The 22,222-nt window shown below is 68.3% G+C and carries 18 protein-coding genes; 11 read left to right on the forward strand and 7 right to left on the reverse strand.

The window, feature by feature from the left end; translation table 11 throughout:
- Nucleotides 1-48 precede the first annotated feature (48 nt).
- The gene (locus DTA22_RS35750) at nt 49-1,590 is read right to left on the reverse strand and encodes a bifunctional 3'-5' exonuclease/DNA polymerase (protein ID WP_112302540.1); all 1,542 of its coding nucleotides are present in this window, start codon (nt 1,588-1,590) and stop codon (nt 49-51) included.
- Between the two features lie 117 nt (nt 1,591-1,707).
- Between DTA22_RS35750 and DTA22_RS35755 the strand changes: the two genes are divergently transcribed.
- Nucleotides 1,708-1,917, forward strand: coding sequence for a hypothetical protein (locus DTA22_RS35755; protein WP_112302541.1), 210 nt, complete (start codon nt 1,708-1,710; stop codon nt 1,915-1,917).
- A gap of 1 nt (nt 1,918) precedes the next feature.
- Here the strand turns inward: DTA22_RS35755 and DTA22_RS35760 are convergent, their stop codons facing one another.
- Nucleotides 1,919-3,262: a YhgE/Pip domain-containing protein gene (locus DTA22_RS35760; protein ID WP_112302542.1), complete on the reverse strand. Its 1,344-nt coding sequence runs from the start codon at nt 3,260-3,262 to the stop codon at nt 1,919-1,921.
- Nucleotides 3,263-3,337: 75 nt separating this feature from the next.
- Nucleotides 3,338-3,586: a phosphopantetheine-binding protein gene (locus tag DTA22_RS35765; RefSeq protein ID WP_037230874.1), complete on the reverse strand. Its 249-nt coding sequence runs from the start codon at nt 3,584-3,586 to the stop codon at nt 3,338-3,340.
- A gap of 145 nt (nt 3,587-3,731) precedes the next feature.
- Between DTA22_RS35765 and entS the strand changes: the two genes are divergently transcribed.
- Complete coding sequence (entS, locus tag DTA22_RS35770; protein WP_112302543.1) at nt 3,732-4,997, forward strand: enterobactin transporter EntS; 1,266 nt, start codon at nt 3,732-3,734, stop codon at nt 4,995-4,997.
- A gap of 16 nt (nt 4,998-5,013) precedes the next feature.
- Here entS and DTA22_RS35775 read toward each other — a convergent pair whose 3' ends face one another.
- The 3 genes from DTA22_RS35775 to DTA22_RS35785 form a co-directional block, all read right to left on the reverse strand.
- The gene (locus DTA22_RS35775; protein ID WP_112302544.1) at nt 5,014-6,078 is read right to left on the reverse strand and encodes an iron-siderophore ABC transporter substrate-binding protein; all 1,065 of its coding nucleotides are present in this window, start codon (nt 6,076-6,078) and stop codon (nt 5,014-5,016) included.
- Nucleotides 6,075-13,157, reverse strand: a complete 7,083-nt coding sequence (locus DTA22_RS35780) for an amino acid adenylation domain-containing protein (RefSeq protein ID WP_112302545.1) — start codon at nt 13,155-13,157, stop codon at nt 6,075-6,077. The genes DTA22_RS35775 and DTA22_RS35780 overlap by 4 nt, the downstream gene beginning before the upstream one ends.
- 161 nt (nt 13,158-13,318) lie before the next feature.
- Nucleotides 13,319-13,966 carry an isochorismatase family protein gene (locus DTA22_RS35785; RefSeq protein ID WP_037230861.1) on the reverse strand — a complete coding sequence of 216 codons (648 nt, stop codon included), beginning with the start codon at nt 13,964-13,966 and terminating at the stop codon, nt 13,319-13,321.
- A 223-nt stretch (nt 13,967-14,189) separates the two neighbouring features.
- On the opposite strand from DTA22_RS35785, the gene DTA22_RS35790 reads away from it, so the two are divergent.
- From DTA22_RS35790 to DTA22_RS35810, 5 genes are read left to right on the forward strand one after another with little or no spacing between them, the layout of a single operon-like run.
- Nucleotides 14,190-14,786: a DUF4178 domain-containing protein gene (locus DTA22_RS35790; protein WP_037230858.1), complete on the forward strand. Its 597-nt coding sequence runs from the start codon at nt 14,190-14,192 to the stop codon at nt 14,784-14,786.
- Nucleotides 14,783-15,289, forward strand: a complete 507-nt coding sequence (locus DTA22_RS35795; protein WP_037230855.1) for a DUF2617 family protein — start codon at nt 14,783-14,785, stop codon at nt 15,287-15,289. The genes DTA22_RS35790 and DTA22_RS35795 overlap by 4 nt, the downstream gene beginning before the upstream one ends.
- Nucleotides 15,277-15,699, forward strand: coding sequence for a DUF4247 domain-containing protein (locus DTA22_RS35800; protein ID WP_037230853.1), 423 nt, complete (start codon nt 15,277-15,279; stop codon nt 15,697-15,699). The genes DTA22_RS35795 and DTA22_RS35800 overlap by 13 nt, the downstream gene beginning before the upstream one ends.
- A gap of 28 nt (nt 15,700-15,727) precedes the next feature.
- Complete coding sequence (locus tag DTA22_RS35805) at nt 15,728-16,198, forward strand: DUF350 domain-containing protein (RefSeq protein WP_037230847.1); 471 nt, start codon at nt 15,728-15,730, stop codon at nt 16,196-16,198.
- 4 nt (nt 16,199-16,202) lie between these two features.
- Entirely contained in the window at nt 16,203-17,774 is a 1,572-nt protein-coding gene (locus DTA22_RS35810) for a polyamine aminopropyltransferase (RefSeq protein WP_112302546.1), read from the forward strand.
- 49 nt (nt 17,775-17,823) lie between these two features.
- Here DTA22_RS35810 and DTA22_RS35815 read toward each other — a convergent pair whose 3' ends face one another.
- The gene (locus DTA22_RS35815; RefSeq protein ID WP_174233913.1) at nt 17,824-18,486 is read right to left on the reverse strand and encodes an IclR family transcriptional regulator; all 663 of its coding nucleotides are present in this window, start codon (nt 18,484-18,486) and stop codon (nt 17,824-17,826) included.
- A gap of 207 nt (nt 18,487-18,693) precedes the next feature.
- Here DTA22_RS35815 and DTA22_RS35820 point away from each other — a divergent pair, with 207 nt between their 5' ends.
- The 4 genes from DTA22_RS35820 to DTA22_RS35835 are packed head-to-tail and all read left to right on the forward strand — an operon-like array spanning nt 18,694 to nt 22,221.
- A complete protein-coding gene (locus DTA22_RS35820; protein ID WP_037230833.1) occupies nt 18,694-19,128 on the forward strand; it encodes a nuclear transport factor 2 family protein in 435 nt (144 codons plus the stop codon).
- A gap of 51 nt (nt 19,129-19,179) precedes the next feature.
- The gene (locus tag DTA22_RS35825; RefSeq protein ID WP_112302566.1) at nt 19,180-20,016 is read left to right on the forward strand and encodes an SDR family NAD(P)-dependent oxidoreductase; all 837 of its coding nucleotides are present in this window, start codon (nt 19,180-19,182) and stop codon (nt 20,014-20,016) included.
- Nucleotides 20,009-20,794 (forward strand): SDR family NAD(P)-dependent oxidoreductase, encoded by a 786-nt coding sequence (locus DTA22_RS35830; RefSeq protein ID WP_037230831.1) that lies wholly within the window; start codon nt 20,009-20,011, stop codon nt 20,792-20,794. Before DTA22_RS35825 ends, DTA22_RS35830 begins: the two co-directional genes overlap by 8 nt.
- A complete protein-coding gene (locus DTA22_RS35835; protein ID WP_037230829.1) occupies nt 20,791-22,221 on the forward strand; it encodes an FAD-dependent oxidoreductase in 1,431 nt (476 codons plus the stop codon). Before DTA22_RS35830 ends, DTA22_RS35835 begins: the two co-directional genes overlap by 4 nt.
- Nucleotide 22,222: the final 1 nt, after the last annotated feature.

Below are 22,222 nucleotides of genomic sequence, written 5' to 3' on the forward strand. Positions count from 1 at the left end.
CCAGTACACCATGTCGAGAGCGCCGGCGACACCGGAAATCCGCGCGCGTCAGGCCTCGTCGGACGTTTCGGCGTAGCAGTCCCGCACCGCCACATCCATCGGGAACCGCACCCGCGTCTCGCCGAACAGCAACCGGGTGGCTACCTCGACCGCGCCCAGCACGTGCCGCGTCGCCGACTCGGGGTCCCGGGTATGCACCATCACCTCGTCGTGCTGGAAGAAGACGAGTTCGCTGTCCGGGTCGTCGGCCAGCCGGCGCCGCAGGTCCGCGAGAACGCACAGTGCCCACTCGGATGCCGTGGCCTGCACCACGAAGTTTCGGGTGAATCGGCCGCGGGAACGCGCGTCGCCGTGCGACCAGAAATCGGGGGACGGGGGCGGGCACGCCCGGCCGAGCCACGAGTGCACGACCTCGCCGCGTTCACCGGCGCGGGCCGCCCTTTCCACATATTCGACGGCGACGGGAAAGCGGGTGCGCAGCAGGGTGAGCAGGGAACGGGCCTCACCCGCGGTGGCGCCGTACAGGACACCGAGGATCGCGACCTTCGCCTTGCCCCGATCGCCGTCGAACGTCTCCGCCGCGACCGGTGCGTACAGGTCGTCGGCGCCCGCGGCGGCCACCATGCGGGCGTCACCCGACATGGCGGCCAGGATGCGGGGTTCGAGTTGGCCGGCGTCGGCGATGACGAACGTGTGACCGGGGTCGGCGATCACGCTCGACCGCAGCGGTTTCGGAATCTGCAGTGCGCCGCCGCCGCGGCTCGCCCAGCGGCCGGACACCACGCCGCCGGGGACGTACACGGGCCGGAAACGGTCGTCGCGGACCCAACTGTCCAGCCACTGCCATCCGTTAGTGCTGAACAGCTTCGACAGATCCCGGTGGCGCAGGAGCGGCGGCACCGCGGGGTGATCGACCTCGCGCAGCAGGTGCTTGCGGGTCGACGCGAGTTCGATGCCCTCACGGCGAAACGCGTCGACGACCTCGACGTGGGACGCCGGGTTGATGCGACGGCCGAATGCTGCCCCGATCTCCACGGTCACGTCCTGGATGCGCTGCGGGAGGTCGTACCCGGCCGGCCGCGGCCCGAGCGCCGCCTCGAGGAAGGTGCGATGGGTACGGCTGGAGAACGGCAGCCCGTCGAAACTCATCTCTGCGGCGGCCAGCGCTCCCGCGGATTCGGCGGCCACCAGCAGGTCGAGCCGTGCATCGTCACCGATCGTCTTCCGCTGTTCCGCGAAGTCCGCCACCACCTGCGCCGGATCCGTGGTGGGTGTGGTTTCGAACAGGCCGGGGCGTTCGTCGACGGGTTCGTCCGGCGGTGGCGCGGGAACACCGTCGCGCATGCTGAGGATGGCTTGGGTGAGCGCGAGGTCCTGGCAGCGCCGCACCCGCACCCCCGCCCGCATCAGCGCCGGGTAGACGGCCGCGGTACTCGTCCAGACCCAGCGGGGATGTTCGGTGACCTCGATGTCGCGGACCGCCGCCACGACGTCCGAATGGCGACGGGGTGACTCGACCGGAACGCCCGCAGGATCGGTGCGAACGGTCGTCGCGCCACCATCGGCGTCGGGAACCAGGACCACTCTCACGGGCCCAGTCTGCTCTGCGCCACCGACAGTCGATAATCCGCCGCCGGACGAGGGCAAACCCGCAGGTCGGCACTACACTGAAACGCAGACGCTTCTCGCCGGAAGGAGGGGCATCCGATGGCAACCATCGAAGAGTTCGAGCAGAAGGTGACCGACAAGGTGATCGCCGGACTGCACGACAAATTCGCCGACTACGAGCGCCGCGGAGTCGGACTCGCCGAACTCGGCGACCCCGATCGGTTCGTCGAACGGATCCTGGCGGCGATGCCCGCCCCGCATCCCTGGTACGAACAGTTCGGCACGGCCTGGTCGTCCACGCCCGCGTGACTCACGCCCCTGCTGCGTCCACCGGTTCGGGTTCGGTCTGCGCCTTGTGGCGGCGATGCAAACCCTTGCGGTCGTAGAACCGGGTGATGACGGCACCGAAGACGAGGCCGATGACGAGGCCGGCGAGGGTCATCCACACGGCGTGGATGAGCCCTGCGTCGCCCGCGGCGCCGAAGAACATGATGGCGCGAACCCCGATATAGATCTGGTGCATCGGTTCGAACTCGCCGAGCCAGGTGTACAGCCGCGGCGCCGCCTCGAGCGGGATCGTGCCGCCCGACGATGGCAACGCCAGGACGACGAACACCAGCAGGTTGATGAGCAGGCCCAGGTTGCCGAATGCGGCCATCACGGACATCGCCGTGATCCCGACGGCGGCGATCGCGAAGGCGCCGTACTCCCACAGGGCGAGCGGGTCGGTGATCGGCAGGCCCAGGGCGGAGCTGATCCACAGGTACAGACCCGACACGATCATCGCCAGCAGCACCATCACCGCCCACTTGATCAGCAGGGTGTTGAAACGTGAGATCGGGACCGCCTCGTTGTGCAGGTACAGCGGCCCGACCTCGGTCGGAGTGAATCCGAGCATGCCGTCGATGAGGGTGCTCGCGATGGTCGCACCGGTGAAACCGGCCAGGACGATCAGGAGCGCGTAGTAGAACGCCGCCAGGCCGAAACCGGTGCCGTCGGGCAGCGGGTTGTGGGCCACGACCCGCACGTCGATGGGGTCGTCGAGTACGAGCCGGCTGGCCCCCGACAGTTGGAGGTCGGGGGCGGTCGCCTGGAGTTGCTGCGTCACCTGGGTGGTGAGCTGCTCGCCCATCGTCTGATTGGCCTTGTCCAATGCCATCTCACCGATGTTCTGGACGAGGTTCGCGCTGATCGTGCCCGCGCGGGGGTTCGTGTAGATCGTGATCACCGGACGTTCGACGTCCCCTGGGATCACGCTCGCCTGGGCAAGGATGAAGGTGCGCTTCGTGAAGTCGCTCGGTATGACGATCGCGCCGTAGATTTCCCCGTTGTCCAGCGCGGACTGGGCCTGCGCGATCCCGATCTGCCGGAGGTCGACCTTGTTCGGATCGACACCCTCGACGAGCCCTGCGGCGATCTGGTCGCCGAAATTCTGCTGCTGCGGCGGATCGGAGTTGGGCATGGTGTCGCCCTCGTCCTGATTGACGAGGGCGATGGGGAAGTGGTTGAGATGCTTGGGGGGATTGAGCATTCCCCCCATGTACAGCGCGGCGAGCAGGGACATGACGACGGAGACGAGGAGCAGGGGAGCGATCCAGAACCGTGGTGTCCGGAGCACGCTCATCCTGCCTGCACCGCTGGTTTCGTGAGCCATGTCCCCTCGCATCCTCCCGTGTCCGGGCCGACCCTGGGATCGACCAGCCGGATCAAGAGTAGGCGGTGGAACCGTTCATCGCGCTGCCGTGACCTCGAACCAGGCGTCGAGTGTCGGCTCGCCGACGAGGTCCACGAGATCCACCTGCACGCCGTCCGCTCGCCATCGTTCGACCAGCGCCATCACGCGCACGGAGTCCATTCCCTCGTCGAGAAGGTTCGCGGAATCGTCGATCTCGGCGACCGGGACGTCGAGCACGTCGGCTACGTCGGCGCGGATTCGGTCGCGGGTCGGAACTGTGCTGGGAGCGGAACTCACTGTCATCCTCCGGTGCGTCGTCGAACCGCGGCCCGTTGAGCCGATTCGACGACATGGGGTAGGTTGCTGGGTTAGTGAAGCCTAAGCATAGTTGCTCTCCGCGCGAACGGCGAAACGGAGAGCTGTTGCAACCGAATGTGAATGGATGACAATGGCCGGATTATCGCGATACGCAATCGACTTGACGCCTCTACGGACGAGTCGCGAGTTCCGATATATCTTCATTGCCCGCACAATCTCCATCTTCGGTCTGGGTCTGCTGCTGGTGGCGGTGCCGCTGCAGGTGTACGACATGACGAATTCCACACTGGCAGTGGGCGCGGCCAGCATCGTCGTGGGCTCGTCGGTGTTCATCGGCACCCTGTTCGGCGGCGTGATCGCCGACCGGTACGACCGCAGGCCGGTCATCTCGCTCGCCCGCGCCGCAGCGGGTGTGGCCTTCGCGATTCTCGCGGTCAACGCGTTCCTCCCCACACCCCAGTTGTGGATCATCTACCTGTGCGGCGTGATCGAGGGGCTCGCCGGCGGCATCTCCGCGACCGCGCTGATGGCGGTGATCCCGTCGCTGCTCCCCAAGGACAAGATGGCCGCCGCCGGTGCCCTGATGACCGTGATGGCCGACCTCGGCACGGTCGCGTCACCAGCCATCGGTGGTGTGATCATCGCGGCAACGTCCGTGGGCACCAACTACGTTCTGGCCGCGGTGTCCTCGGGAATCACCGCGTACTGCATCGCCAGGCTGCCGTCGCTGCCGCCGCCGGTCAAGAACACCGAGAGTCCGCTCCGGTCGATCGCCAGCGGCTTCACCTACGCCGCCAAGGACTCCGTCGTCGGCGGGACGCTGCTGGTCGGGTTCTGCGCCATGATGCTGACCGGCTGGAACGTGCTGCTGCCCGCCTACGCCAGCCAGGTCCTCCACGCCGGCCCGGCGGCGACCGGACTGCTCTACAGCGCCCCCGCGGTCGGAGCCCTCACCGGATCACTCACGAGTGGCTGGACGGGAACTGCTCGTCGCGGTGGCCTGATCGTGTTCCTCGCGGCCATGATCGCGTCGGCCGGGCTGATCGGCGTCGGCGCCGTCCCGCTGATCGCGGTCACGTTCCTCGGGCTCGCCGCACACGGATTCGGCCGCGTTCTCGGTGACATCCTCCGGTACGCGGTCATCCAGACCGAGACGCCCGAGGAATACCGCGGACGCGTCGCCGGTGTGTGGGGCGCCCAGATCTCCACGGGGTCGGCTGCCGGAGCGCTCGTCGCGGGTGCCGTCGGAGCCGCGGTGGGTCCGCGTGAGGCGTTCCTGCTCTACGGGGCGGGCGGCATCGTGGTGCTCGCGGTTCTCGCGCTGACCTTGAAGGGGTTGCGCACCTACAGCAGTGCCGCTGCCGAGGAGGACGACCTCTCGGCAGCGGCACAGTGACGCTGTCGGCTGGGAACTAGCTGGCCTGAGCGTTGTTCGCAGCCTGCGACAGCTGCGGAAGCAGCTTGTCCATCAGCCACGGCATGCTGAGCACGTTCGGTGAGCTCGACGCGAACACCAGCGGCGGATCGGTGAGGCCGACGTAGGCGTTGTCGCGCACGGCCTTCATCCCGGCGAACAGCGGGTTCGACTTAACCTCGTTCTGCAGCTCGGGCGACAGGTACCAGGCGAGCAGCACGTCCGGGTTGTACGTCGGCAGCAGTTCCAGGCTGACGGGAGCCGCGAACTTGGTCTGGTCACTGCTCTCGCGCAACTGCTGAGCAAGCGGGTCGACCGTGAAACCGAGGCTTGCCAGCATCTTCAGGCGAGGATCGGTGTCGAAGTAGAAGTTGTACGATCCCGGCTCGGTGCCGCTACCGAATGCCACCGTCTTCCCGGCGAACTCGGGGTGCTGCGACTTCGCCTGCGCGAGGGTGTCCTGAGTCTGGGTCACCAGTGCCTCGGCCTGTGCCGAGCGGCCGAGGGCCTTGCCGACGGTGGTGATCTGGTCTTCCCAGCTGGTCGCCCAGCGACGCTCCGGGTACGCCACGGTGGGGGCGATGGCCGACAGCTTGTCGTACTGCTCCTGGTTCACGCCCGAGTGCACGGCCAGGATCACGTCGGGGTTGAGCGCCGCGATCTGCTCGTACGGCATCTCCTTGCTCGACGCCGTCAGCAACGTGGGTTCCGCGTTCGGATCGAGCTCTTCGAGCTTCGCCCGCGACCACGGCAGCAGGCCGTCGTCGGTTCCCGTGTCCGACTTCATGTTCTGCACGGCGACGGGCACGACGCCGAGCGACAGTGCCGCGTCCTCGCTGCCCCAGCCGAGCGTGACGACACGTTCCGGGGCCTCCGTGATCTCCGCGGTGCCGAGCGCCGACGGAATCGACACGGGGAAGGCCGGCGCGTCGGCCTGTCCGGTGGCGGATCCCGCCGCGTCGGTCGAGTCGGAAGTCGACTCGCTGCAGGCACCCGCGAACAGCGCGGTTGCCGCCATCATCACGATTCCGGCTCTACGCCAGTATCTTCCGGACGTTTTCATCGATCTCCCTGTTCTTTGTTGATGGGGTTCATGCGCGAGCCGAACGAGGCGAGAGCCTCGTTCACGACGGAGCCGACTTCGCCGATCCAACGGGGCTGAGTCATGTCCTTGTGCTCGCAGTCGAGGTCGTGGTTGACGATGGTGCCGGTCAGGTAGGGCCGCCACAAGTCGTACGTCGCCGCGGTCGCAGGATTCCTGGCCGCAGTGAAGAAGAGCATGTCGGAGTCCACGACGATCTGTGAGGGTTCGGATTCGAGGCGCACGGCGTTCGCGAAGTTGTCGATCATCGCGGCCGGTGTGTGCTCGTTGATCCCGGCCAGCGCGCTGCCCTCGCCGCGCAGGATGTCGATCACCTGCTGCCGGTCGAGTCCATCCGCCAGGAGCGGTTCCGGGTCGTAGCCGACCATGTAGAGCAGCGCGGCGAGCGCGTCCTGCTCCGTCGGCATCGAGGCCCACGCGTCCGACGGGAAGGAGTCGAGCATGACGAGCATGCCGATTTCCTCCCCCTGGTTCTGCAGTGCACCGGCGATGGCGTGCGCGACGACACCGCCCAGCGACCATCCGAGGAGGTGGTAGGGGCCCTTCGGCTGCACGGTCCGCATGTGCTCGATGTATTCGGCGGCCATGTCCTGGAGCGTTTCCGGCGGCCGCTTGGACGTCGACAGGTTGGAGGCCTGCACGCCGTACAGCGGGTAGTCGTCGTCGATGTGCCGCAGCAGGCCCGAGTAGCCCCAGCTGATTCCGCCTGCGGGGTGGAAGCAGAACACCGGCGGCTGGGACCCCTCGGTGCGGAACGGCAGCAGGACGGCCAGCGCGTCGGCGTCGTGATCGTCGTCGAGACGGCCGGCCAGCTGGGCCACCGTCGGCGCCGCGAACAGGGAGGCCACCGTCGCGGTGACGGACAGCCGCTTCGAGATCGCGCTCATCAATCCGGCCGCCATCAGCGAGTGGCCGCCGAGGTCGAAGAAGCTGTCGTCGATGCCGACTCGCTCGATACCGAGAGCCTCGGCGAACAACTGGCACAGCACCTCTTCGCGCGCCGTGCGCGGCCCCCGCTCGGACACCTGCAGTGACAGATGCGGAACGGGAAGCGACGACTGGTCGAGCTTCCCGTTGGGGAGGGTGGGGAACTCGTCGACGGCGATGAACGCGGCCGGGATCATGTAGTCGGGCAGCCTGCTGGCGGCACGGCGGTGTAACTGGTCGGGGTCGATCCGGCCGCCCGGCACCGACGTGGCGTACGCGACCAGCCGCTGATCGCCCGGGCGGTCCTCGCGGACCACGACGACGATGTGCTCGACGTCCGGGTCACCGGACAGCACGGCCTCGATCTCGTTGAGTTCGATGCGGAATCCGCGCACCTTGACCTGCGAGTCGGCGCGGCCGGTGAAGTAGATCTGGCCGTCGCGGCCCCACCACACCACATCCGACGTCCGGTACATGCGGCTGCCCGGCTCCGCGAACGGGTCGGCGATGAAACGTTCCGCCGTCTTGGGGCTCTGGTTGCGGTAGCCCCGGGTGACGCTGTCGCCCGCGAGATACAGCTCGCCGGACACGCCCGGAGGCACCGGCCGCAGCGCGTGGTCCAGGACGTAGGCGTGCTTGCCCGGATCGACGACGCCGATGGGGACGGGACCTTCGTGTCCCGGTTCGACGAGGGCCAGGGTGGCGTTGACCGTGCACTCGGTGGGTCCGTACGCGTTGAACAGCCGGCGTCCCGGTGCGTACCGTTCGATCAGCTGTGGTGTGAGCTTCTCGGCGCCGAGCATGAGGTCGACGCCGTCCGGGATGGGATGTTCCGGCGGGAACGCGGCGGCGAAAGATGGTGGCACGCCAACGAAGTTCACGTCGTGTTCGTTGATGACGCGGGCGAGCGGCTCACCGGGGACACGGTCGGCGTCCGTCGCGACCACCAGCGTTCCACCGGAGAGCACACCCCACATGATCTGCCAGAACGCGAGGTCGAAGCTGATGGACGAGAAGTGGAGCGCCCGAGTGCTCTCGTCCATCCCGATGACGTCGGACTGCAACGACAACAGATCCGCGATGCCCCGGTGGGGGACGACGACGCCCTTGGGCACCCCCGTCGAACCGGACGTGTAGATGAGATACGCGGCGTCGTCGAGGTGCAGCGGCCTGCTCCGGTCGGTGTCCGTGGGCGTGGTGACCGGTTGGTCGGCGAGCAGCGCCTGCAGGTCCGGATCGTCCAGGTCGAGTATGGGCACGGCGGTGCCCAGCGGGGTGCGGTCGGGCACACCGACGGAGGAGGTGAGGATCGCGACCGGTGCGCCGTCGGCGAGCATGTGCGCGATCCGGTCGGCCGGGTACGTGGGGTCGACGGGCAGGTACGCGGCACCGCTCTTCAGCACGGCGAGAACACTGACGATCAGCTCGGCGGAGCGGTCGAGTGCGAGCGCGACCACGTCGCCGGGGCCGGCGCCACGCGAGATCAACAGGTGGGCAATCCGGTTCGCCCGTTCGTCGAGCTGCCGGTACGTGAGGGAGACCGCGGGCCGCACGCCCGCGCCGACGGCGAGGGCCTCGGCGCCGGGTGTCTCCGCCACCTGCGCCGAGAAGTACTCGTCGAAGGTGCGCGCCGGGATGGAGTGCTCCGCATGGGACCATTCGCCGAGCACCCGGTCCCGCTCCCGCGGGGTCAGGATGTCGAGCCGGGCGATCCGCTGCTCGTGGTTCTCGACGAGCCGCTCGATCACCACGCCGAGGCGGTCCGCGAAGGATTCGACGGTCGCGGCATCGAAGAGTTCGGTGGAGTACTCGAACGTCACGTCGACCCCGCCGCTGTCCGGACGTTCCTGGAAGCGCAGCGCCAGATCGAATTTCGCGGATGTCGCGTCGAGCATCCGCACGGAGGCGGTCGTCCCGTCGAATCGCTCCGCGGCGCCGTCCTGCTTCCAGTGCGAGAGCATCACCTGGAACAGGGGGTGGCGGGCCGACGACCGTGGGGGATTGACGAGTTCGACGATGCGGTTGAACGGCACGTCGGCGTGGTCGACGGCGTCGAGGTCGACGGCCCTGACCCGGTCCAGCAGTTCGTCGAACGTCGGGTCGCCCGACACGTCGGTCCGCAGGACCACCGTGTTGATGAAGCAGCCCACCATGGCGTCGAGGTCGGGGTGACTGCGACCGGCGACGGGGACGCCGAGCGCGATGTCCTCACCGGCGCCGAGCCTTTCGAGCAGCACGGCCACCGCGGTGTGGACGATCATGAAGAAGCTCGCTCGGCGCTCGGCGGCGAGCGACTCGACGGCCGCGTGCAGCGACGGCGACAGCGTGCGGTGGACGCTCGCGCCGCGGTTGGTGGGCAGGGCCGGTCGCGGCCGGTCGGTGCGCCAGCCCAGCTCGAGCGGCAGACCGGCGAGTTGCTCACGCCAGTAGTCGAGCTGGCCTGTCAGCAGCGGGGTCGCGTCGTCGGGTCCGGTGCCGATGCGTTCGCGTTGCCACACCGCGACGTCCGGGTACTGCAATGGCAGCGGCGTGAACTCCGGTGCCCGTCCGGCGCGGCGGGCGTTGTACGCGAAGGCGAGATCGTCGAGGAGCTTCGACTGCGACCATTCGTCGCCGATGATGTGGTGCATCAACAGGACCAGGGTGTGCTGCGGTTCGTACAGCACCGCGCGCAGCGGCGGCTGGTCGGTGAGCCCCAGCCCCACCGTCGTCATCGCCGCGATGTGCCCCTCGATGTTGCCGACGTTGTCGACACGTTCGAGCCGGACCTTCGCGTTTCCGGCGGGACGCACGACCTGGTGGGGCACCGCATCGACGAGGGGAAACACCGTCCGCAACGACTGATGCCGGGTCACGACGTCCGCGAGCGCCGCGGACAGGGCGTCGGGCTCGAGGCCTTCCCCGAAATCGACGGCCAGCGCCAGCAGGTACGTTCCGCCGCCGGCCGCGCTGTCGAGGAACCACAGGCGTTCCTGCGCGGGCGACAACGGCACCGGCGCGCCCTCGGGGAGATCCCGCGGGGACGGCCTGCTCGCCGACACCCGCTCGCCGGCATCCTCCAGTTGCGCGGCCACGGCGGCCACGGTGGGATTCTCGAAGACCGTCGCAACCCGCAGCGGCACACCCAGTTCCGCGGTGATCGCGGACACGAGAGCAGCGGCGAGCAGAGAGTTTCCGCCGAGCGCGAAGAAGTCGTCGTGGACGCCGACCTGCTCGGCGCCGAGCACCGAGGTGAACAGCGGCAGGATCCGGGCTTCGGTGTCGGTCCGCGGCGTGTCGCCGGCCTGTCCGAGCCAACGGGGGGCGGGCAGCGCATCCTTGTCGACCTTGCCGTTGTGGGTCAACGGCAATCGGTCGAGCACCACCAGTGCGGACGGAGTCATGTACCCGGGCAGGGAGCGGACCAGGTGCGCGCGTACCTCCTCCTCGACGGCGTCGTGCTCGCTGCCGGGCCGGGGAACGACGTACCCGACGATCCGCTGGTCGCCGTCGGTCTGCTCGTGCACCGTGGCCACCGCTGCCTGCACGTCGGGCACCGCAGTCATCGCCGCGCTGATTTCGCCGAGTTCGACACGGTAACCGCGCAATTGGATCTGGTCGTCGATCCGGCCGTGGTAGTGGAGAGCGCCTGTCGCGTCGTACCGTGCGAGGTCGCCGGTGCGGTACATGCGCGTCCCGCCGGGGGCGAACGGGTCGGCGACGAACCGTCCCGACGTCAGGCCGGGACGCCCGAGGTAGCCCGGGGACAGTCCGGGGCCGGACACGTAGATCTCGCCGGTCACGCCCGGCGGCACCGGGCGCAGCCCCGGTCCGAGAACGTACGTGCGGAGGTCGCCTAGGGGAACGCCGATGTCGACGACGTCGGCGGCGGTGGCCTGCGTGGCGGTGACGTGCACGGTGGTCTCGGTGATTCCGTACATGTTGACCAGTTCGGTTCCCGCATCCGGACCGGTCGCGGCGAACCAGGATCGCAGGACGGCGGGATCGAGAGCCTCACCGCCGAACACGACGTACCGCAGTCGTAGCCGGTCGAACGAGTCCGCGCGGACGAGAGCGTCGACGAGATGCCCGAACGCGGACGGCGTCTGGTTCAGCACCGTCACGCCCTCGTCGACGAGAAGTGCGGCGAGGTCGGCCGGCGACGTCAGGGAGGCCTCGTCGACCGTGACGAGGCGGCCGCCGTGCAGCAGCGCACCCCAGATCTCCCAGACGGAGAAGTCGAACGCGTACGAGTGCAGCAGGGGCCAGCAGTCGTCCTCGGTGAACGTGAACCATTCGCGGGACACGTCGAACAGTCGCATCACGTTACGGTGGGGAATCGGAACGCCCTTGGGGACACCGGTGGATCCGGACGTGTAGATGATGTACGCGATGTCGTCCGCGCACACTTCGTTTCCGAGTTCACCGCCGGCGGACTGTTCCGCGTCCGCCTCGATCCGGGGTAGGTCGCCGAGCAGGTCGGCGGATCCGATTCCCAGCGACGGCTGCGCATCCCGCACGATGAACCGCGCGCGTTCGGCCGGGGAGGACGGATCGATCGGCAGGTAGGTCGCGCCGCTGCGGAGAATCGCGAGGATGGCGACGATCAGGTCGGTGCCGCGGGGGAGGCTGACGGCCACGACCGTGCCGCGCCCCGCGCCCGCCGACCTCAGCTGCCGGGCCAGGGCGGCGCTGCGATTCGAGAGTTCCCGGTACGAAAGATCGTTCACCGCGACGCGGTCCGGGTGGGTGCGCGCCTGGGCGAGGAAGGCGGAGACGATGCTGTCCGGAAGCGCAACTGCCGTGCCGGTGGCCCGGTCGAGGCCGGCGGCGGACCGCCACAGGGGCAGTTCGTCGGGAGCGCAGACGTCCACCACGGAGACGGGTTCTGCTGCCACGGAGATGTTTCGGAGGTAGTGCGCGAATCGGTGTGCGTGGTCCCGGATCTCGTCGTCCGTGTAGACCTCGGGATTCCCGGCCCATTCGAGCGTGAGCTCGTCCCCGGCGCCCGAGACGGAGATCACCACATCCTCCACCGGACCGGTGGCGAGCTGATGCACCGCCCCGGACGTGGGACCGAAAGCGATTCTGGCGGCGAACGGTTTGACGTTCACCACCGCCCCGCCGGTGGCGCGGCTCCCGGCGTCGCGGACGCGCTGGAACGGTCGCGTCTCGGACAGTGCGGCAGCCACCCGGCCGATCACGTCGGCGAACGTCGGTCGTGCGTCGAGCGGAATGCGGAGCGGCACAATGTTCGTGGCCGTCACAGGCGACGTCAGCTCGATACCCTGCCGGGCCAGAACCGGCACGCGGAGCCGGACTTCTTCCGCTCCCGTGTGGGCGCCGAGGTAGGCGGCCGCGGCCGCATAGACCGCCTCGGCCCACGTCGTTGCCTGCGCGGTGGCCGCGTCACGCAGGGTCTTCGCCACCGCGGGCTCGATCGCGAGCGTGCAGCGATGCGGGTCGGGGACGGGCCGGCGCACCGTGTCACTGAATCCGACCGGACGTGCGGCGGCATGCGGGGCGCCGCTGTCGGGGGCCGCGGCATCGAAATCCCGTGCCGCCCCGACGTGCGCCCGCAATGGTGGGAACTTTGCCGCCCGGGGTTCGGTGCCCGCGAGCCGGGCCGCGTACAGCGCCGCCACGCGGCGGGTGAGCAGCGAATACCCGTACGCGTCGAGCAGCGCGTGCGGGGCGCGGAGGTACCAGAGCGCACCGGATTCGGTCGTGATCAGGGCCGTGCGCACCAGGGGAGCCGTGTCGTAATCGAGCGGTCGGCGCACGTCCGCGCGCATCCACTCGAGAGCGGCCGCCCGGTCGAGTTCGAGACGTTCGAGCTCGGGTGCGTGGCGACGATCGTGCACCTGGACGACATCGGCCGAATCGTCACCGGGTTCGGCCTCGAAGCGGACCGAGAGCACCTCGGCCTCCACGATCACCGTGCGTACCGCCGCGGCGAGAGCTTCGATGTCGACGGGCGCCGCGACCTCGACGTATTCGGCCGTGGTGAAGGCCGACCGGGTGGGGTCGAGATGGTGCCCGGCCCACAGCTCGCGCTGGGCGGCGGTCAAGCAGACGTCGGCCGTGTCCTCCCCGGTCTGCAGGGTGGACGGCGACGATATCGAAAGGGACATCTAACAGGCACTCCTGATGCTTTCGGCTTTCGGGCTTGGGGCTTTCGGGCTTTCAGCTACTCAGCGTGTCAGGTTAGCCTAACCACATGGGCTGTGGTGATCCGACACCGGCGCAGGCTTCGGAACGAAGCGCTGCGCCGGAGTGGGGTCTTCGGGGCGGCTCAGCCGACTTCGAGCGGCGAAAGCGCGGAGACCAGCGCATCCGTGGTGGTCACCGAACCGCAGCGCTTCGCCGCGTAGGTGAGGGCCATGAGGTGCTCGTCACGGCTGAAATCCGCGGTCGCGTCGGAGACCAGGAACGGCTGCACGTCCGACATGAACGCCTCGGCGGCGCTCAGCATGCAGCCCATGTGCGTGTAGACGCCCGTGACGATCAGCTGGTCGCGGCCGTGGTGGCCGAGCAGCTGCCGGAGGTCGGTGCGCTGGAACGCCGAATACCGCCATTTGGTCACCTGGATGTCGCCCTCGCGGGGGACGAGCGGCTCGACGACCTCGGTATCGCGACCCGACGTCAGTCCAGGGCCCCAGAAGTCGGCGAGGATGCCGCGGCGCGACGGGTGCTGGTCGCCCGGCTGCATCGTGTAGATCACGGGAATCCCGGCTTCCGAGCACAGTTCGCGGATCCGGACCATGTTCGCCATCGCAGTCGACATCGGCTCCGACCGCACGTCGTACGCGTCGATGAAGTAGTTCTGCATGTCGTGGACCAGCAGTGCGGAACGTCGGGGGTCGAGGCGCCAGGACACCTTCGATTCGGGGACCTCGTGAATCTCCGGGATCGTGTAGGTCGAAATAGGCGGGATAGCCATATGGTTCCTCACTGTCGGTCTTGTCGACGTCTGGGCGTATGCCGCGCGAATCTCGGTGAACGACAGCGCTCCGCCCCACCGCTCGCGCGTTCGGTTAGGCTAGCCTTTGCTACCTGGCTCTGCAATCGCTAGGTGTGTGGGCGCGCGGCGCACAGTAAGGTGACTGACCGGTGGGGGCCGGGCGCCGGTCTCCCGTGCCGGAGCCGCTGACCAGGAGAGACTGTTGACCACGCTGCTGATACTGCTGCTGATCGTCGTCGTGATCGTGGGCATCGTGCTGATCCTGCGGAATCGGGCCGGGAAGAACGCCACTCCCGCTGCCCGGGTCGATCCGCTTGCCGACTACCCGGAGGTCTACGACCCGTACAAGATCGGAGTCGGCGACATCATCACGTACGCCGGAATCGATCACGTCGTGCGCGGCACCATCACCCTCGACGAAGAGGGATACATCTGGCACGAACACCTCCTCGACGGGTCGACCGGTCAGCGGTGGCTGACCGTCGAGAACGACGAGGGCAACCTCGACATGACGCTGTGGATGCGCCGCGAGGGCACGGGGCTCGAACCGGACGGTGACGTGATCCTCGACGACAGGGTGCACCGGCAGATCGAGCGCGGCACCGCCTCGTTCACCGCGGAAGGCACCACCGGGACGGCGCCCCAGGGCATCGTCGACTATGCCGACTACGAGACGGCCGACAAGACCGGCCTGCTGTCCTTCGAGCGCTGGGCGCGGACGCAGTCGTGGGAGGTCTCCACGGGCCGCGCCGTCACGCGCGGTGAACTCACCGTGATCCATTCCGGTCCGCCGCAGTGACGCTGCACGTCCTCGACATCGAGTCGCGTGATGTGACGGCCGAGGCGCTCGGTCTCGTCGTGAACGCCGAAACACCGCTTCCGCTGGCCGAACTCACCATCACGCACGGTGACGACCGGGTGACGCTCGCAGTTCTCGGGGCGTCGCACGCGGTGACGGCGTCCGCCGCGGGAAGCCGGATCACCGAACAGGTGTCGTGCGATGCGATCCGGGCCGGCGGCAGGCCGCTGCCGGTATCCGACAGCGCGAGCGGATACCGGTTCGACTCGACCACCGACACCGTCGACCGCACCCACCTCGAGCAGACCGCCGACTGGCTGCGGCGCCAGGCCACCGAGGTGGACGGGTGGATCTGCGGGACGTTCCCCGGCGACCACACCGCACTGACCGCGCTCACCGCGACGCGTGAACATTCCGGCGGATGGGCCTGGCAGACCTGGCATCTGTACCCAGGAGACAAGGGTGGGGTGATCGTGAAAACTCGAAGCAGGTGGCAGCCGTGACCCGGTTCAGTGCGCGCATGCGGCTCGCCCCGATGCTGCTCCTGGTTTTTGCCGCGACCGCGTGCGGAGGCGGTGTCCGCGACTACATCGCCGACGCGTACGCCCTGCAGAACACCGCAGGCGACGCGAAGACATACACGTCGAACGACCCGGTGGGGACGACCGTCTCGAACATCGTCGCCGAGGAGGAACCGGCAGCACGGAAGGCGGACGGCGGCAGCGAATACCTGCGCTACGACGACGACATCGTCACGGTCAGCGCCGGACCGGGTGGCGGGAGCCTCGTCCGCGTCGAAGACATCGACGGACGCTACCGGAGCGGTGGGTTCGCCTATCTGGGGCCCGGTTTCAACCCCGGTTCGCCTGCGGGCGGCGCCAGCGGCAGCGGCGGATCCGGGAGCGCGAAATGACAGAGAACACTCGACTCGGGAGAAGCGCGTGAACACCACCTACACGGCGGCAGCAACGGAAATCGGCACGGTCGACGTCGGACTGCTCGCCGTCGGCATGCTCGGCACCCTGGCATACTTCGTCATCGGCATCGCCGTCCTCGGAGTCGGCTTCGCGGTACTCGACCTCGCCACCCCCGGCAATCTCCGGCACCAGGTGTACGTCGACAAGAACCCCAACGCGGCAATCCTGCTGGCGTCGAACCACCTCGCCCTCGCCGTCGTCGTGGTCACGGCGATCCTCACCAGCTCCGACGGATTCGCGCAGGGACTGGCCGATTCCGCGGTCTACGGCCTCTTCGGGGTGCTGCTGCAGGTCATCGCGCTGCGCCTGATGAATCTGCTGCTGCCGGGGCAACTCGTCGGTCTGGTGGGGAACCCGCAGATGTGCGGTGCCGCGTGGGCGGTCGGTGCGAGCCTCTTCGCCATCGGCCTCGTGAACGCCGCCGCACTCACCTGATCTCGTGACCACCACAGCGGCAGAGCCGAATTCCTCCACCACCCGCGCGCTCGGCGGGCGGGCCAGGGCGTTCCTGCTCGCCGCGGTGGCCGCGTGTGCGGCGTGCGGGCTGATCTACGAACTCGCGCTGCTGACACTGTCGGTCAGTCTGACCGGCGGCGGAATCACCCAGACGTCGCTGATCGTCGCGGGTTTCGTGGCCGCACTCGGGGTGGGTGCCCTCGCCGCCAAGCCGCTCCTCTCCACCGCGGCCGCGTCGTTCGTGGTCGTCGAGATCGTTCTCGGACTCGTCGGCGGGTTCAGTGCAGTGACCCTGTACGTGACGTTCACGTTCTTCGGTTCCAGCGCAATCGTTCTGGTACTCGCCACCGCGCTGATCGGTGTGCTGGTGGGCGCCGAGGTGCCGTTGCTGATGACGCTGCTGCAGTCGGGCCGCAGCGACACCGACGCCGAGAGCACCGGAAAGGTGCTGGCGAACCTCAACGCCGCCGACTACGCAGGTGCCCTGGTCGGTGGCCTGCTCTGGCCGTTCGTCCTGCTGCCGATCGCCGGGATGATCCGCGGCGCCGCGATCACCGGCATCATCAATCTCGTCGCCGCCGCAGTGGTCGCGCTGATCCTGCTGCGGTGGCAGTTGAGTCTGCGCACCCGATTGCTCGCGGTCGTGGCGCTGCTCGTCGCCGCCGCGTGCATCGCGGTACTGCTGGTGCGCGCCGACGGCATCGAGACCACGTCGCGGCAACGTCTCTACACCGATCCCGTCGTCGCCGCGGAGAGGTCGCAGTACCAGGAGATCGTCGTCACCGAGCGTGAGGGAGACGTGCGGCTCTTCCTCGACGGCGACCTCCAGTTCTCCAGCATCGACGAACATCGGTACACCGAATCCCTGGTGTACCCCGCGATGGCGGACGACCCGAAACGGGTACTGATCCTCGGCGGGGGCGATGGCCTCGCCGCCCGAGAGGTCCTGCGACTGTCCGGGGTCGAGGAGATCGTGCAGGTGGAACTCGATCCTGCGGTCATCGAACTCGCGAACACCCGGCTGTCCGGGCTGAACCAGGGAGCGCTGCAGAACCCGCGCGTGCACGTGGTCCTCGACGATGCGTTCCGGTGGTTGCGCGACGCACCGGACTCGGGATTCGACGCCGTCATCGTGGACCTCCCCGACCCCGACACCCCGGCGCTCGGGCGCCTGTACTCCACCGAGTTCTACGGTCTCGCCGCCGCCGCACTGAACCCCGGCGGACTGATGGTGGTGCAGTCGGGAAGCCCCTATTCGACGCCGGACGCGTACTGGCGCACCACGTCGACCGTCGCGTCGGCGGGTCTGGCCGTCACGCCGTACCACGTGCTGGTGCCGAGCTTCGGGGACTGGGGTTACGTCCTTGCCCGGCGCGGACCCGAACCGCCGGCCCTGCGCCTGCCCCACGACGCCCCCGAACTGCGCTTCCTCGACGAGCCGACCCTCGCCGCGTCCGCGATCTTCCCGCGCGACCGCCCCCGTCGCGAGCTCGAGCCCTCGACCCTCGACCGCCCGCGCATCGTCGACGACATGCGGAAGGGCTACGAGCGCTGAGCACCCGTGAGTACTTGTCAACCGCCGGGCGTTAACAAGTACTCACAGGTCAGCGCAGCAGGTTGCCGAGCGTGCGGGCGGCGTCCACGACCGCTGAACCCAGCGACTCCTCGTCGGGCATCTCGAAGATCGACACGCCCACGCTCGCGAGTGCATCGCCGCGCCGCCCGGAAATGGCCGCGGAGACACCGAGTACGGACGGGATCACCTCGCCGTCGGTGACGGCGTAGCCCCTAGCTCGGGCCACGGTCACCTCTTCGCGTTCACCCTCGACCGCGGGGAGCGCGGCGAGGATCGCCAGTCCCGCCGAACCGCGGTCGACGGGATCGACCTGGCCGGGACGGAACGCGACGTGAACCTTCGCGCTGCGCGGTTCCACCACCATCAGGGCCCGGACTTCCGTCGCGTTCTCGCGGACGACGAGATGCACGGTGGCCTGGACTGCGTCGGCCAGCTCTTCGAGTACGGGTCGTGCCACTGTGCGCAGATCCTGCTCGACGGGTTCGGCGAGGGTCACCAGTCCCGCACCGAGCGTGACGCGTTTGAATCCGTCCTTCCGGCAGAGTCGATGTGCTTCGAGGGTTCGGATCAGCCGATGCGCGACGGTCCGGTGGACGTCGATCCCGTCGGCTATCTCCGTGACGGACAGTCCGTGCGGATGGGCCGTCAGCAACTCGAGAATCTCGAGTCCGTGGTGGAGGGTTTTCGACATTCCCGAATCGAGCTGAACTGCGCTTTTGCGTGAATGTTCCGGCGGCCGTTCGTCGGTCGTGCTCACTGTCTTGCCCACCCTCCTTGACGTCTGTGAGGTGCGACACCTACTCTTTCATCATATCGCACAGTGCGTGCGATTATCGCACAAACACTTCGAGTAGGGCAAGTGCCGCGACTGACGCGGAACAGGTCCAGGGAGCACTCCATGAGCAGTAGTACCGGGTCCGTCGATGCGGTGACCGTCGCTCGGCTGCACCAGCTGTACGGGCGGCAGAGTCACCTCATCGACGGTGGCGACGCCGCAGGGTGGGCGCAGACGTTCACGGACGACGGCGAATTCCATTCCCCCAGTTACCCGGAGCCTGTGGCGGGCACGGACGCGTTGATCGCATTCGCGGAACGGTTCCATACCCGGGCACGGGCCGCGAACGAGGTCCACCGCCACGTGATGACCAACGTCGTGATCGACGAGGTTCGCGACGGCGCCGCCACCGTGCGGGCCTACCTGCAGATCGTTGCCACCTCGATCGGTGGCGACTCGCGACTCGTGCGGATGACCACCCTCACCGATCGCGTGGTGCCGGTCGGTGACCGGTGGCGGATCGCCCGCCGCGACATACGGCGCGACGACGCTGCGTAGTGCCCGTTGGGCCGAGAACACATTTTCGAGATGACAGAGAAAGAGAACACCATGACCGCAAGTGCAGACCAGACCAACCCCGGCCGGACCGTGACCGCGCAGATGACCGCGCGGTACCCGGAGATGGAAGGCAAGGTCGCGGTGGTCACCGGCGCAGCCCAGGGGATGGGTGCGGCGTTCGCATCCGGCCTCGCCACCCAGGGCGTCCACGTGGTCGGCGCCGACATCAACGAAGACCAGATGAAGCTCACCGCCGAGGAGATCACGACCGCTCTCGCGTCGAAGTCCCTGGCCGATCAGGCCGGGACCGTCGTCGGCGCGCGGATCGACGTCACCAAAGCGGAGGAGCACGAGGCTCTCGCGCAGGTGGCGCTGAAGGAGTTCGGCCGCATCGACTTCTGGATCAACAACGCGGGAATCTTCCCCTTCGCCCTGGCGGAGGAGATCTCCCCGGAACAGATCGGTGCCACGCTGTCCGTCAACGTCGAGGGTGTCCTCTTCGGCGCTCAGGCCGCGGCCCGCCACATGCAACACGGCGGTGCGATCGTCAACATGTCGTCCGTGTCGGCGCTCCGGGTCCGGAAGGGACGCGGCGCGTACTGCACGTCGAAGGCGGCGGTCGCGCACCTCACCGAATCGCTCGCGGTCGAATTCGGGGACAAGGGTATTCGCGTGAACTCCATCGCACCGGGATACATCGACACGGCGATGACACAGTGGGTGCAGGACGACCCCGCCGCACTGAAGCACGCCCTCGATGTGGTCCCGCTGCACCGTCTCGGCTCGCCGGAAGAGGTATTCGGCCCGCTGCTGTTCCTGTTGTCGGACAGCGCGCGTTACGTGACGGGGCACAGCATCGCCGTCGACGGCGGTTCGCGTCATGTCTGAGTCGGTGAACTACCCCGGCGTCGTCCTGATCACCGGAGCCGCCGGCGGCATGGGTGCGAATCACGCCCGCGCCCTCGCGGCCAGGGGAACACACGTATGTATTGCCGACGTGGCGGATTGCTCGACCGTCGTCGAGGAGATCACGGTGGCAGGGGGATCGGCGTCCGCACACGAACTCGACGTCACCGACACCGCCGCCTGGGCCCGGGTCGTCGACGAGATCCGCAACACCCGAGGCGAATTGGGTGGACTGGTCAACAACGCCGGTATCTCGCGCCGACTGGAATTCATGGACACTCCCGACGACGTCTGGGAACTGACCATGAGGATCAACCTCTTCGGGCCCTTCTACGGCATGAAGGCAGTCGCCCCGCTCCTGCGCGACAGCGGCGGCGGCTCCATCGTCAACATCTCGTCGATCTCCGGGCAGATCGGCTACTTCTCGCCCGCGTACTCGTCGAGCAAATGGGGACTGACCGGGCTGTCGAAGTCGGCGGCCGGGAATTTTGCCCAGTGGGGCATCCGCGTCAACTCCGTGCATCCGGGTCTCGTGAGCACGGCGTTGCTCGGTGGCGCGGACGACTTCGTCCGGGCCGCGGTCGACAGCATTCCCTTCGGTCGCATGGGCACCCCGGACGAGATCACGGACGCCGTCCTGTTCCTGCTGTCCGACCGCTCCACCTACATGAGCGGAAGCGAGGTCACCATCGACGGCGGCCTCGTGTCGAACGGCCTGTACCACCGCATCATTGCCGAGACGGGAGCAAACCTTTCATGAGCGACGACTTCGACGTCATCGTCGTCGGCGGGGGCGGAGCCGGACTCGCCGCGGCCGTCTCCGCCGCCGAACAGGGTGCCACGGTGCTGCTGTTCGAGTCGGAGACCGCACTCGGCGGTTCGACGCAACTGTCGGCGGGACTGTTCACCGCGGCCGGCACCAGCGTGCAGCGCGGTCTGGGTGTCGAGGACTCCGCCGAGAAGTTCTTCCAGCACTACATGGACCTCAACCAGTGGATGCTGGCACCCGGATTGATCCGCACATTCTGCGAGAACGCCGGCCCCACCCTCGAATGGCTGATCGAACTCGGCGTCGAGGTTCCGGCGGTGGTCTCCGCCAACGCTCACCAGCCCGGCCTGTGCCAGGCCGGAGTCGAGGACGTCTGGCGGGGCCACGTCCCGAAAGACCAGGGTTACGGTCTCGTGCAGGTGCTCGACAGGGCGCGACGCGAGCACGGCATCGAGGCGATCCTGAACACCCGCGTACAGAAGCTGATCGAGGAGGACGGCCGAGTCGTCGGAGTCGTCGCCGACGACATCGAGGTCCGGGCAGGCGCCGTCGTCGTCGCGTCCGGCGGGTTCGCGCAGGACCCCGAACTCATCGATCGCCACTACCCGGCCGCGAACAACGCCGGCGACTCGCTGTTCGTGGTCGCGGCACCCGGCAGTCGGGGAGACCACCTCCGTTTCGGGCGGGCCGTCGACGCCGCCGTCACGGGCGACGGCTGGGGGCTCATGCTCCCGACCGTCTACTTCCAGCGGTTCCATCACTGGCAGTCCGGGTTCCCGCCCAAGTCACGGGTGTACGTCAACCGGGACGGCCGGCGGTTCATGGACGAGGACGCGTCCTACGCGGTGTCCACGGGCATCATCGAAGCCCAGGGCGGATACGCCTGGATGATCTTCGACGAGAAGGCGCGCGTGAACCTCGCGCCCGGGTACGCCGACTGGACACCCGAACGGATCGCCGACGAGGTGGCGGCCGGACGCACGTTCAGCGCCGGCAGCCTGACGGACCTCGCGGAGCAGATCGGGGTTCCCGCCGACGCCCTCGACGCCACCGTCGCCCGGTGGAACGACCAGCTACCCGCCGGCGTCGACGCGGACTTCCTGCGGCATCGGACGCTCCGGAACAAGGGTTCGGACGAGAACCCCGACCCGATCGGCGAGGCCCCCTTCTACGCCGCGCAGATCCTTCCCGCCGAACTCGTGTGCACCCACGCGGGCCTGGAAATCGACGGAAACGCCGCCGTCGTCGACGTGCGAGGATGCCCGATTCCGGGCCTCTACGCAGCGGGCGAAGCCGGAGCAGGCATCCTGGGACTCAGGTATGTCGGTGGCGGCAACGCGGTGGCCAACGCTCTGACCATGGGCCGCATCGCGGGCCGAAACGCGGCGAAGGCCGCACAAGGTCCCCACCCCTCATAGG

The sequence above is a fragment of the Rhodococcus wratislaviensis genome (assembly GCF_900455735.1).
Classification (GTDB): domain Bacteria; phylum Actinomycetota; class Actinomycetes; order Mycobacteriales; family Mycobacteriaceae; genus Rhodococcus_F; species Rhodococcus_F wratislaviensis.